We start from the raw sequence: 11,352 nt of genomic DNA, 5'->3' as shown, positions 1-11,352 counted from the left end.
GAGCCCAGAGATGAACACCCGTAGGATCCTGGTCGTCGGCATCGACGGTGTCCGCCTCGACCTGCTGCCCTCGCTGCACACCCCTCGCCTCGACGAGGTCGCCGCCGCCGGCTTCCTCGGGCGGGTGGAGATCGACGCGGCCACCCCGACCATGTCCGGCCCCTGCTGGGCCACCATCGTCACCGGTGTCTCGGTCGCCAAGCACGGCATCTGGGGCAACCGCTTCGACGGCCACCGCCTCGACGTCTTCCCCGACTTCACCACCCGACTGGCCGCCGAACACGGCCGGCGGACCCTGGCGATCGGCGGCTGGACCCCGATGTTCCTCGCCCGCGAGGGCGGCCCGCTGTTCACCGCGCCCAGCCGGCTCAGCTACATCGCGCCCACCGCCGACACCCCCGAGGGCTGGGAGGACTGCGACCAGGCCGTGGCCGACGAGGCCGCCCGCGTCCTCGCCACCATCCCCGACCTCGACGCCGCCTTCGTCTACTTCGGCGCGGTCGACGAGACGGCCCACTTCCTCGGCTGCGGCCCGGAGTACCGCAGCTCGGCCGAGACCGCGGACCGGCGTCTCGGGCAGGTCCTCGACGCGCTGCGCCGGCGGCCCGGGTACGCCGAGGAGGAGTGGACGGTCATCGTGGTGACCGACCACGGCCACCGCGACGAGGGCGGCCACGGCGGACGTTCCGAGGAGGTGGTCACCGCCTGGATCGCCGCCTGCGGACCCGACATCCCCGCCGGCCCCGCCCCGGCCGGCCTCCGCCACGCGGACGTCGCCGCCCACGCGTACAGCGCCCTGGGCATCGCCCCCGACCCGCACTGGTCCCTGGACGGGCAGCCGTTCACCGCGGCGGCCGTCCCCGCCTGAGCCCTGCCCTGAGCCCTGCCGCGCTCCGCCGGGGCGATCCCGCCACGCGAGGCTGCGGGATCGGCCCGGCGGGCCCGGCAGTCCCTCAGTGGGCCTGCACCGGGAACTTCCCCGGCTCGTAACTCCCGGCCGGCTGCTGGGCGATGACGTTCAGCCGGTTCACCAGGTTCATGAAGGAGACCAGCACCGTCAGCGCGGTGAGCTGCTCCTGGTCGTAGTGCAGGGCGGCGCGCGCCCACACCTCGTCGGGCACCCCGCCGGCCGCGTCCGCGATCCGGGTGCCCTGCTCCGCCAGCTCCAGCGCGGCCCGCTCGGCCTCGGTGAAGACGGTGGCCTCCCGCCACGCCGCCACCAGGTTCAGCCGAACCGCGCTCTCCCCGGCGGCGGCCGCGTCCTTGGTGTGCATGTCGATGCAGAAGGCGCAGCCGTTGATCTGGCTGACCCTCAGCGCGACCAGCTCCTGGGTGGCGGCCGGCAGCGGCGATCCCTTGATCGCCTTGCCCGCCGCCATCGCCGACTTCAGGACGGTCCCGGCGATCGGGCTGGCGAAGTAGTTCAGTCGTGCGTCCATCGGGTGCTCCTCCGTCGGTCTCGGTGCCTACACCCCCGAGACGAGACAGCCCGCCCCACCGTGACACCCCCGGATGTGACCTGCGCCACCCTCCTGGCGACGGCCTCTCACTCCGTCCACGGGGACGGAACGGGAGATCCGCATACCCGTGTTCCCAGGCTGACGGACGGTGCATTCCGGGCGCCGGGAATGCGAAAATTCACCCTCGCGCACAATGACCCGCGCCCCAGCTTCCCGTCTCAGGCCGCCGCGCTCTCGGCGGCGATCATCGCGACCAGCCCGGCCCGTCCGCCCTCGGAGAGGTGGCGGCGCTGACGTCCGGCGCCGTTGCCCTCCCGGAGCAGGCGCTCCACCAGCGGCACCACCGCGCGGGTGTCGCCCAGCTCCTCCAGGACGGGCGCGAGGTACTCCAGCATGCCGTGGACGAGGTCGGCGGCCGGCCGGGAGAGTCCGGTCGCGGCGTCGTGCAGGGTGTCGTCCAGGCCGTACCGGGCGGCGTGCCACCCGGCGCCCTCCAGGCTCTCCGGCGTCCGGCCCCCGACCGGACGTCCGGCGGCCGCCTCCCGGGTCACCGTGACCACCAGCGCCCGGACCAGGCCCGCCAGCATCACCGCCTCGTCGGCGCGCAGCTGCACGTCCATCGCCCGCAGCTCCACGGTCGGGAACTTGGCGGACAGCCGGGCCTGCCAGTACACCTGCCCGCGGTCGCGGATCAGCCGGGCCTCCAGCAGGTGGTCGATCCGGCGCTCGTAGTCCTCCGCGTCCGCGAAGAGCGGCGGGATGCCACTGATCGGCCAGCGGCCGAAGACCACCGTGCGCCAGCTGGCGTACCCGGTGTCGATGCCGTACCAGAGCGGCGAGTTGGCGGCCAGCGCGATGAACACCGGCATCCAGGGCCGCATCCGGTTGAGCACCTCCACGCCGGTCTGCGGGTCGGGGATGGCCACGTGCACGTGCATCCCGTTGATCATCGCCTCGTCGGCCAGCCGCGACACGATCCGCCGGATCGAGTGGTACCGCGGGTCGTCGACGATCTCCGGGGGCGTGGTGGGCGCGTACGGGGCGGTTCCGCAGGCCGCGAGCCGGCAGTCGGCCGACTCCGCGGCCGCCGCGAGCGCGTGCCGCAGGCGCAGCAGGTGCCCGCCGACCTCGGAGAGCTCCTGGCAGACCGGGGTGGCCACCTCGACCTGCGCCTTCAGCAGCTCGTTCTGCAGCTCGCTGTGGTGCACCGCGGGATGCAGTCCGGCCACCTTCCGCACCTCGTCGACCCGGGGCAGCGGAAGACCGCTCTCCGGGTCCAGCAGCAGGTACTCCTCCTCGACGCCGACGGTCGGGGCTGCGCCCGTGTCCGGGCCGGGACCCCCGCCGCGCGCCGCGCCGGTACCGGTGTCCATACCTCCGGGCTACCCGCTGACCCGCCCGCCACACCCGTCCCACCCGAAACCGGACGCCGCCGACCACGCTCCGCCGCCCGCCGGCCACGGAACGCACCCCGGCCCCCGGGCCACCCGGCAGTCCGACACGCCGGCCCGACGACCGCCGGGCAACCCGGACCCGCCGGATCCGGCCGGTAGCGTCGGCGCCATGACCGCACAGCACCCCATCGACTCCGGGTTCGGAGCGCGCAGCACCGCGGCCGAGGTCCTGGCCGGCCTCGACCTGGAGGGCCGCCTGGCCGTGGTGACCGGCGGGGCCTCGGGCCTGGGCCTGGCGACGACGCGGGCGCTGCTGGAAGCCGGCGCGGTCGTGGTGGTCGCGGTCCGGCGGCCGGAGGCGGCGGTGGAGGTCCTCGCGGAGACGGGCGCGGAGGCCGACCGGGCGGAGGTGCGCCGGCTGGACCTCGCCGACCCCGCGAGCATCGCCGCCTTCGCGGAGGAGTTCCTGGCGAGCGGCCGCGGCATCGACGTGCTGCTCAACAACGCGGGGGTGATGGGGCTGCCCGAGACCCGGATCGGACCGGGCTGGGAGGCCCACTTCGCCACCAACCACCTGGGGCACTTCGCCCTGGCGAACCGGCTCTGGCCGGCCCTCGCGGCGGACGGCGGCGGACGGGTCGTCGCGCTCAGCTCCTCCGGCCACCGCCGGTCGCCGATCCGCTGGGACGACGTCATGTTCGAGACCGGCTACGACAAGACGGTCGCCTACGGGCAGTCGAAGACCGCCGACGCGCTGTTCGCGGTGCACCTCGACGCGCTGGGGCGGGAGCACGGCGTCCGGGCCTTCGCCGTCGACCCCGGCGGGATCATGACGCCGCTCCAGCGGCACATGGCGCGCGAGGAGATGATCGCGCGCGGCTGGATCGACGAGGCGGGCAACGTCCACCCGGCGTTCAAGAGCCCGGAGCAGGGGGCCGCCACCCAGGTCTGGGCGGCGACCTCCCCACGCCTGGAAGGGACCGGCGGCGTCTACCTCCAGGACTGCGACATCGCCGAACTCTCCGAGGACGACACCCCCGGCGTCCGCCCGTACGCGGTGGACCCGCGCGAGGCCGCCCGACTCTGGTCCCTCTCCGCCGATTTGACCGGCGTGAACGCCTTCCGCGACTGACCTGCTCCCCCTCCTTTTCGGCCCCGCGGGGTGGAGGGTGCCAGGACCGCCGTCAGCAGGCGGCCGGCGAGCGGGGTCGGCGCGCCGAAGTCGAGGCTGAGGTTGGAGACCGAGTAGACGCCGCGCGGCGCCAGGTCGCGGGTGGCGAACATGCCGCTGGCGTAGCCGTCGTCGTGGCCGGTCTTGCCCCAGAGCACGCCGCCGCCCGGCAGCGGGGTGGACATCAGGGCGGCGCCGAAGCAGGCCTGGCCGGCGCGCAGGAGGTGCCGGCGGGCGAGCGGCTTCATCTGACACTCCGTGAGATCGCTACGGGCGATGGTTCGTTGACGACGCGAGCCATCCTGATCGACCCCCGCCCACCCCGACATCCGGATCGACCCCGACCCGGCCCTGACCCTCCCCCGGTCCGCCTCCGATCCCGCCTCCGGCCCGGAGGAGCGGGAAATTCGTTGGCGGTCGCCGGGCCACGGCGTCCAGAATCCGCGGCATGGGTACTGATGCGCGTTTCGACCGGCGGCCGATCGGGGTCGAGCAGATCGAGGACTGGCTGGAGCTGCTGGCCGCCGTCGAGGCCGAGGACCGGGTGGACGAGCATCACGGCGCCGAGGACCTCCACGCCATGCTGGCGGACCCGTACTGCGACTTCCCGCGCGGCTCGCTCGCGGTGTACGACGGCGAGCGGATGATCGGCTACGGCTATCTGAAGGCCCGGACGGCCGCCGACCAGGTGCACGAGTTCTACTACCTCGGCGCCGTGCACCCCGCGTACCGCGGGCGCGGCGTGGGCGCGGAGCTGCTGGCGTGGGCGGAGCAGGCGGCCCTGCCGCTGCACCGCGAGCGCTACCCGGACCGTCCGCTCAGCCTGTACAGCTCCAGCCTGGCCCGCGACACGGCGGCCGCGGCGCTGTACGAGGCGCACGGCTACACCGCCGCCCGCTGGTTCCACGGCATGACCCGGGACCTGACCAAGCCGCTGCCCGACCTCCCCATGCCGGACGGCGTCGAGGCCCGCCGCTTCACCGCCGAGCGCTCCGAGGACGCGCGGCTGGTACGCAACGAGGCGTTCCGCGACCACTGGGGCTCCACCGAGTCGACGGTCGAGAGCTGGGCGCACATGACCGAGGGCCCCGCCTTCCGCCCCGAGCTCGGGTTCATCGCGTACGAGGGCGGCAGCGCCACGGGCGAGGGCGCCGACGGCGCGGGCGAGGCGCTGGGCATCGTGCTCGCCGAGGAGTACGCGGCGCACTCCGAGGCCACCGGCGAGCGGGACCTGTACATCAGCCTGGTCGGCACCCGGCGCCAGGGGCGCAAGCGGGGCATCGCCTCGGCGCTGCTGGTGCAGGCGCTGGCCGCGGCGCGCGAGGCCGGGTTCGCGACCGCCTCGCTGGGGGTGGACGCGGGCTCGCCGACCGGCGCGCTCGGGCTGTACGAGCAGGTCGGGTTCACCGTCAAGGACACCTGGGTCGCCCAGCTCAAGCCGCTGTGGCAGCCGGGCGACCCGGCCTGACCCCGCGACGGCGGAGGGCGGAGGGCGGCGGGTGAGGCCCGATCTCACCCACCGCCCTCCGCCCTCCGCCCCACGGTCACCCGCCCCATGAGCCTCACCCCCAGCAGGCCGGGCGAGACGCCGCAGACCGTCCACCGGATACTCGCTCGCCGTCCACCCCCGCCCGCCGTACGCTCGCGCGGTGACGATCCCCGCGCCCCACACCATCACCACCGGTCGGCAATTCCGCGCCCTGCTGCGCCTGTTGGTCGAGCACCTGGACGGCCTCGGGCCCGACGCCCCGCAGGTCGACGACCTCCTCCAGCGCTGGGCCGCCGCTCTGCCCGACGGCGCCCCGGATCCCGGCTGGCCCGGGCTGGCCGACCAGCTGCTCGGCGCGCTGGCCGCGCCGGCTCACGGCCCCGCCGAACCCGCACCCCTGGACGGACCGCCGGTCGCCACCTCCACCGAACTGCGCCTCCTGCTCGCCGCCTTGGCCGCCGACTTCGCCCGCGACCGCGCCTGGCGGGCGGACCGGCGGGCCCGCGGGCAGTGGGCCGGCGACGGCGGCGGCTGGGCGAGCGCCTCGCTGGCCGGCTTCCTCGAATCCTGGGAGTCCTGGCTCGACGACAGCCTCCACCGGCCCCCGGCCTTCCCGGACGTCCCCCCGATCGAACCGGTCACCTGGGCCTCCGTCGCCTGGCAGCTGGGCGCCGCCCGCGTCTACGAGTGACCCCGCCCACCCATGGTCGGGGACATGATCCCCCGCCACCGATTCAGACGATCCGTCAACTCACCGTGTAAGCAGACGAGTAGGGCCGAACGCCGGCACCGACGGCCTCGGCCTCGCGAGCCTCACCCACGCCTGACCCTGCACCGGCCGATCCCCCGCCGGGGCGGACCGCACCTACGGCCCGCCCCGGCTGCCCGGCCCGCCCCGGCGCGTTCCTCAGAGGTGCGCGGTGCCGCCGTCGGCGGCCATGGCCGCGGCGATCCGCCGGTTGGTCTCCCGCCACTCCTCCACCGGCGCCTTCGGCAGCACGTCGTCCCAGAGCGGCAGGCAGGTGCCGCGCAGCTGCATCATGCCCTCGGGCCGGGCGATCAGCCACAGGTGGAGGTGGGCGGAGCCGTCGCCCCACCGGTTCACGTGCACCCGGCCGACGCCGCCGAGCGACAGCACGGCCCGCTCCACCCGCTGGAGCATCGGACCGAGCTCGGCGGCGAGGTCGGCGGGCAGGTCCGTCAGGTCGTGGTGGGCCCGCGGCTCCAGCAGCAGCATGGTGGGCAGCGCGGTCGGCCCGCCCAGTCCGGCCAGCCGCCAACGGTCGTCCGTCCACAGGAAGTCGGCGTCCTCGCGGGCGCACTCCTTGCAGGTCTCCGGCCCGTCCTCGCCGTCCCGAGGCGGCTCGGGAAGCTCGGGCCGCTCCAGCACCTTGATCCGCAGATCGCCCTCGTACGGGAAGACCTCCCAGAACGGGATACCGTCCTCGGGCAGCGGGATGCGCTCGCCGATCGGCAGGCGCGCGACGTACGGACTGGTGGTGCCGTTCTCATCGATCATGGCCCCGAGCCTGTCAGATGACGAACGATCAGCCGCTGCCGGGGCCCTCCGGAACACCCTCGTCAGCGCCACCGGCCGCGCCACCGGCGCGCTGCTCACCGCCGGCCGCCGCCCCCGCACCTGGGTCGCCCTGACCCCGGCGGGCGGCCAGGCCCTCGACCGTGAGATCCGCGCTCTCCGCGCCCTCGTCCGCCGCCTGGACACGGTCGAAGGCCGCCCTCCGGTACCGGAGGCGCAGGACCGGCGCTCCGACCCGGGCCGGGACCGGTTCCGGCCCGGGTGGGACGCGTTCCGCTACGGCCGGACGCCGTCCACGGCGATCCGCAGGTGGCGGGGCCCGCGCAGCACGGCGTTCTGGCGGTACGGCGGCGGGTCCTCCAGCAGCCGCGGTGCCTCCAGCCGGCGGGCGAGTTCGGCCAGGGCGAGCTGGGCCTCCAGCCGGGCGAGCGGTGCGCCGAAGCAGCTGTGGACGCCGCTGCCGAGGCCGAGGTGCTGGACGTCCCGGCGGTCGGGGTCGAACCGGTCGGGGTCCTCGAACCGCGCGGGGTCCCGGTTGCCGGAGGCGACGACCAGGCAGAGCGGGGAGCCCTTGGGGACGGTGACCCCGTGCAGCTCGATGTCGGCGATCGGGCTGCGGTTGGGGAGCATCTGCACGGGCGGCTCGAACCGCAGCAGTTCCTCGACCAGCGGCACGGCCAACCGCGGGTCCTCGCGCAGCCGTTCCAGGATCTCGGGGTGGCGCAGCAGGGTGAGCATGCCGTTGGTGATGAGGTTGACCGTGGTCTCGTGTCCGGCGATGAGCAGCAGGGCTGCGGTGGCGAGCACCTCCATGCCGCTCATCCGGCCCTCCGGCGCGTTCCCGGCGACCAGGTGGGAGAGCATGTCGTCGCCGGGCTTCTTGCGGCGTTCGTCGAGCAGGGCGTTGAGGTACATGCCGAGTTCGAGCCGGGCCTGCTGGGCGATGCGGACGCGTTCGGCGGTGTCCACGTCGGGCCGCGGGTCGAGGGTGCTGACGAGGGTGTCGGCCCAGCTGTGGAAGCGGGACTCGTCGGCGCGGGGGATGCCGAGGAGCCGGCAGATCACGGTGACGGGGAAGGGGTAGGAGAACTGTTCGACCACGTCGAGGGTGCCGTCCCCGCCGTCGAGGTGGTCGATCAGGTCGGTGACGATGGTGCGGAGTTCACCGCGCATGCCGTCGATCCGCCGGGGGCTGTGCGGGGGGCCGAAGGGCCGGTTGGTGATGGCGCGCAGCCGGTCGTGCTCGGGAGGGTCGAGGCGCAGGAAGGTCGGCGGCAGGACGCCGTCGCCCTCGTCCTCCTCCCCGGGCAGGGCGGATCCGCCGGGCTGTTCGGCCCGGTTGCGGGCGTCGGAGCTGATCCGTGGGTCGTGCAGCAGGCTGAGGATGTCGTGGTACCCGCCGACCACGTACACGCCGGTCTCGTCGCGGTGGACCGGGCTCTTCCGCAGCTCGGTGTAGAGGGGGTACGGGTCGGCGCGGTTGGCGTAGTCGGTGATCTGCTGGAACAGCGAGGTGTCGGTCATGGCGGGTCCTTGGGCTCGTCGGCGGTGCGGGCTCGTCGGCGCTGCGAGCGCTGCGGACGCGTCGGCGCTGCGCGCTGCGGGCTCGTCGGCGGTGCTGACGCGTCGGCACTGCGGGCGGGTCACGCCCGGCCGGGCGTGAACGTGATCCGCCGGTCGGCCGGGGAGTAGCCGCTGACGGTGACGGTCGGGCCGTGCGTGGGCACGGACGGGTCGGGGAACTCGGCCGGGACCGGTCCGCGTCCGTCGGCGCGCCGGTCCAGGGTGGGGAACGGCGGCGGGAACGGCGCGGTCCGCTCGATCAGCTCCTGGTAGAAGGGCAGCCAGCGGCCGTGGTCGAAGGTGACGGCGCCGATGACGCGTCCCTGGTGCCCGTACACGGCGGTGAACCGGCGGTCGGCCAGCGAGCCCTGGGTGACCAGGATCTCCTCGCCCAGCGCGGGCACCCCGACGGACTTGATGTTCACGCCGAACTGGGAGGACCAGAAGGCGGGGACCCACAGGTGCGGGATGCGGTCCGTGGCGTGGCTGATCATGTTGTGGGCGGCGATCTCGGCCTGGGCCACGGCGTTGCCCCAGTGTTCCAGGGAGAGGAACTGGTAGCCGAACAGCGGGTGCGGGGCGCGGGCGACGTCGCCGGCCACGAACACGTCGTCGGTGACGATGCCGCGGACGTCGAAGGCCCGGCAGCCGGCGTCGCAGGCGATGCCGCGGGGGCCGGCACCGAGTCCCGAGCCGGCGAGCCACTCGGTGTTGCGGGTGGCGCCGAGCGAGACGACCACCACGTCGGTGTCGATGGTGCCGCCGTCGGAGAGCACGGCGGACCGCACCCGGCCGGCGGTGTCGCCCTCCAGGGCGGTCACCATGACGCCGCACCGCAGGTCGACACCGGCGTCGAGGTGCATCTGCCGGGCCACCTCGCCGATCACCCCGCCCAGCGCGCCGACCAGGGGCGAGCTGCCGCGCTCGGCGACGGTCACCGGGAGGTCCCGCTCGCGGCAGGCGGAGGCGATCTCCGACCCGGTGAAGCCGGCGCCGATCACCAGGACCCGTCGGGTCTCCTCGGTCAGCCGGCGGTGCAGCCGGGTGGCGTCGTCGCGGGTGCGCAGCACGAAGACGCCGTCGAGGCCGGCCTCGGCCTCGACGGGCCAGGGCCGGGCGCGGACGCCGGTGGCGATGAGCAGCCGGTCGTACTCGACCTCGTCGCCGTCGGCGAGGCGGACCCGCCGGGCGGCCATGTCCAGGCCGGTGGCGGCGTGGCCGAGCCGCCAGTGGGCGTCCACGTCCAGGCGCCGGGGCAGGGTGGTGTGCTCGGGGGCGGCCTTGCCGAGGAGCACCTGCTTGGACAGCGGCGGCCGGTCGTACGGCGGGTGGGGCTCGTCGCCGATCACGGTGAGCGAGCCGGTGAAACCCTTCTCGCGGAGGGTTTCCGCGGCACGGAGTCCCGCGAGGGAGGCGCCGACGATGACGATGCGGCCCTCGCGCCGGAGCCGGTCGATGCTGCCGTCACCGATCACCGGGGGCCTCCTCAGCCGGGCCGGGGGCGCCGTCCAGGTCGTCCACGAGGATCGCCTGGACGGGACAGGCCGCTGCGGCGCGCGCGACGTGCTCGCGCTGCGCGGGTTCGGCGTGCGGGTCGTACAGCAGGGCCTCGTCACCGTGCATGGTGAAGACATCCGGTGCCAGGAACGCACACTGCGCGTATCCCTGGCAGCGGTTGAGATCGACGACCAGCCTCATCGGGCTCCGCCTTTCCGGGAGGGCACATTCCCTGCCAGCCTCGGGCAGGCCCGCCGGTCGTGCCCACCGGAGCTGCCCGGAGGAGTGACCCGCCCCCGCGCCCCCGCGCGGCCGCGCGCCGCGGGACGAGCCGGCCGCGGGATCGAGAGCCGTGGGCCCTCGGCCGTAGGCTGCGGTCGGTGACCTACGAGCTCCACTTCCTGCGGGTCCGGCCGGGCCGGACCTTCGACGAGACCGTGGCGGAGCGGAACGCCGCCTACGAACCCCGACGTCGAGGTCGGACAGTCCGTCCGCACCGGTGTGGTGGACACGGCGGCGGCCAGGCTCGGCGGCGTCTCCGGCTTGGCGCGGGACCGGCTCACCTGACGAGCTGCCCGGTGGGACCTCGGCCGGTCGACCGTGGGGAGGCGGCCCGTAGTACAGTCCGCCCGGATGATCACTGGGAGGAACGGATGACGGACGGGCGTCGCAGGCGGATCGTGTGGGGGCTGCGGGGGTTGGCGGTGCTGGCGCTGCTGTCGTACCTGCCGGGGTTCCTCGCCTCGCGGCCGGGTGGGCTGGTGGTGGTCGAGCGGTGGCTCAACCATCCGGTGCTGCAGCTGGGGGCGGCGGTCGTGCTGACCGTGGTCTCGGCGGTGGTCGAGTTCGAGTTCCGCACCAGGTGGTCGCAGATCGGCTTCGCGGTCGTCCTGGTCGCCCTCGGGGTCGCCGGGCTGCCGGTCGCGTTCCTGTCGTTCGCTCTCGGCGGGGACGCTCGCCCGGTCGCCCGGACCGCGGCTCCGGACCACCCGGACCGCGTGGTAAACGTCACCGACGTCGCCTTCTCGATCGACCCGGTGTACCGCGTGGAGCTGCTGACCGGCAGCGGCTGGTCCACCCGCCACTGGGACCTGGGCGTCTGGGACAGGGGCGCGTACTTCCAGCACGCCGAGTGGACCGGCCCCGACCGGATCACGGTGACCGCGGACAAGCAGGTCACGGTGTTCACCGTGGCCCCGGACGGCCGCCCGAGCGAGCCCCGGCTGCAGCCGCGCTAGCGG

General features: G+C 74.6%; 11 protein-coding genes. 5 read left to right on the top strand and 6 right to left on the bottom strand.

Annotated features, from left to right (window positions below; genetic code table 11):
- Positions 1–10 precede the first annotated feature (10 nt).
- Complete coding sequence (locus tag ABWK59_RS33610) at positions 11–868, top strand: alkaline phosphatase family protein (RefSeq protein WP_354644446.1); 858 nt, start codon at positions 11–13, stop codon at positions 866–868.
- 85 nt (positions 869–953) lie between these two features.
- Here ABWK59_RS33610 and ABWK59_RS33605 read toward each other — a convergent pair whose 3' ends face one another.
- Positions 954–1,439: a carboxymuconolactone decarboxylase family protein gene (locus ABWK59_RS33605; RefSeq protein ID WP_354644445.1), complete on the bottom strand. Its 486-nt coding sequence runs from the start codon at positions 1,437–1,439 to the stop codon at positions 954–956.
- A gap of 239 nt (positions 1,440–1,678) precedes the next feature.
- Positions 1,679–2,833 carry a carboxylate-amine ligase gene (locus ABWK59_RS33600; RefSeq protein ID WP_354644444.1) on the bottom strand — a complete coding sequence of 385 codons (1,155 nt, stop codon included), beginning with the start codon at positions 2,831–2,833 and terminating at the stop codon, positions 1,679–1,681.
- Positions 2,834–3,023: 190 nt separating this feature from the next.
- On the opposite strand from ABWK59_RS33600, the gene ABWK59_RS33595 reads away from it, so the two are divergent.
- The 3 genes from ABWK59_RS33595 to ABWK59_RS33585 all read left to right on the top strand — a co-directional run bounded on the left by ABWK59_RS33595 (position 3,024) and on the right by ABWK59_RS33585 (position 6,205).
- Positions 3,024–3,986 carry an SDR family NAD(P)-dependent oxidoreductase gene (locus ABWK59_RS33595; protein ID WP_354644443.1) on the top strand — a complete coding sequence of 321 codons (963 nt, stop codon included), beginning with the start codon at positions 3,024–3,026 and terminating at the stop codon, positions 3,984–3,986.
- 487 nt (positions 3,987–4,473) lie between these two features.
- Positions 4,474–5,493: a GNAT family N-acetyltransferase gene (locus ABWK59_RS33590; protein ID WP_354644442.1), complete on the top strand. Its 1,020-nt coding sequence runs from the start codon at positions 4,474–4,476 to the stop codon at positions 5,491–5,493.
- A 181-nt stretch (positions 5,494–5,674) separates the two neighbouring features.
- Positions 5,675–6,205 carry a hypothetical protein gene (locus tag ABWK59_RS33585; RefSeq protein ID WP_354644441.1) on the top strand — a complete coding sequence of 177 codons (531 nt, stop codon included), beginning with the start codon at positions 5,675–5,677 and terminating at the stop codon, positions 6,203–6,205.
- A gap of 216 nt (positions 6,206–6,421) precedes the next feature.
- Here ABWK59_RS33585 and ABWK59_RS33580 read toward each other — a convergent pair whose 3' ends face one another.
- The 4 genes from ABWK59_RS33580 to ABWK59_RS33565 all read right to left on the bottom strand — a co-directional run bounded on the left by ABWK59_RS33580 (position 6,422) and on the right by ABWK59_RS33565 (position 10,312).
- The gene (locus ABWK59_RS33580) at positions 6,422–7,033 is read right to left on the bottom strand and encodes an HIT family protein (protein WP_354644440.1); all 612 of its coding nucleotides are present in this window, start codon (positions 7,031–7,033) and stop codon (positions 6,422–6,424) included.
- Positions 7,034–7,327: 294 nt separating this feature from the next.
- On the bottom strand, positions 7,328–8,575 hold the full coding sequence (locus ABWK59_RS33575; RefSeq protein ID WP_354644439.1) for a cytochrome P450: 1,248 nt from the start codon (positions 8,573–8,575) through the stop codon (positions 7,328–7,330).
- Between the two features lie 119 nt (positions 8,576–8,694).
- Entirely contained in the window at positions 8,695–10,089 is a 1,395-nt protein-coding gene (locus ABWK59_RS33570; protein ID WP_354644438.1) for an NAD(P)/FAD-dependent oxidoreductase, read from the bottom strand.
- Complete coding sequence (locus tag ABWK59_RS33565) at positions 10,079–10,312, bottom strand: ferredoxin (RefSeq protein ID WP_354644437.1); 234 nt, start codon at positions 10,310–10,312, stop codon at positions 10,079–10,081. The genes ABWK59_RS33570 and ABWK59_RS33565 overlap by 11 nt, the downstream gene beginning before the upstream one ends.
- 452 nt (positions 10,313–10,764) lie before the next feature.
- Here ABWK59_RS33565 and ABWK59_RS33560 point away from each other — a divergent pair, with 452 nt between their 5' ends.
- Positions 10,765–11,349 (top strand): hypothetical protein, encoded by a 585-nt coding sequence (locus ABWK59_RS33560; RefSeq protein WP_354644436.1) that lies wholly within the window; start codon positions 10,765–10,767, stop codon positions 11,347–11,349.
- Positions 11,350–11,352: the final 3 nt, after the last annotated feature.

This window comes from Kitasatospora sp. HUAS MG31 (assembly GCF_040571325.1).
GTDB classification, from domain to species: domain Bacteria; phylum Actinomycetota; class Actinomycetes; order Streptomycetales; family Streptomycetaceae; genus Kitasatospora; species Kitasatospora camelliae.
Note: the sequence above shows the minus strand (reverse complement) of the source record. Positions and strands in the feature narration are given on the sequence as shown.

Excerpts from the sequence above, each read along its gene's own strand:
- ABWK59_RS33595 (WP_354644443.1), top strand. The coding sequence starts at position 3,024 with ATGACCGCACAGCACCCCATCGACTCCGGGTTCGGAGCGCGCAGCACC.
- ABWK59_RS33610 (WP_354644446.1), top strand. The coding sequence starts at position 11 with ATGAACACCCGTAGGATCCTGGTCGTCGGCATCGACGGTGTCCGCCTC.
- ABWK59_RS33605 (WP_354644445.1), bottom strand. The coding sequence starts at position 1,439 with ATGGACGCACGACTGAACTACTTCGCCAGCCCGATCGCCGGGACCGTC.
- ABWK59_RS33575 (WP_354644439.1), bottom strand. The coding sequence starts at position 8,575 with ATGACCGACACCTCGCTGTTCCAGCAGATCACCGACTACGCCAACCGC.
- ABWK59_RS33560 (WP_354644436.1), top strand. The coding sequence starts at position 10,765 with ATGACGGACGGGCGTCGCAGGCGGATCGTGTGGGGGCTGCGGGGGTTG.
- ABWK59_RS33590 (WP_354644442.1), top strand. The coding sequence starts at position 4,474 with ATGGGTACTGATGCGCGTTTCGACCGGCGGCCGATCGGGGTCGAGCAG.
- ABWK59_RS33565 (WP_354644437.1), bottom strand. The coding sequence starts at position 10,312 with ATGAGGCTGGTCGTCGATCTCAACCGCTGCCAGGGATACGCGCAGTGT.
- ABWK59_RS33600 (WP_354644444.1), bottom strand. The coding sequence starts at position 2,833 with ATGGACACCGGTACCGGCGCGGCGCGCGGCGGGGGTCCCGGCCCGGAC.
- ABWK59_RS33580 (WP_354644440.1), bottom strand. The coding sequence starts at position 7,033 with ATGATCGATGAGAACGGCACCACCAGTCCGTACGTCGCGCGCCTGCCG.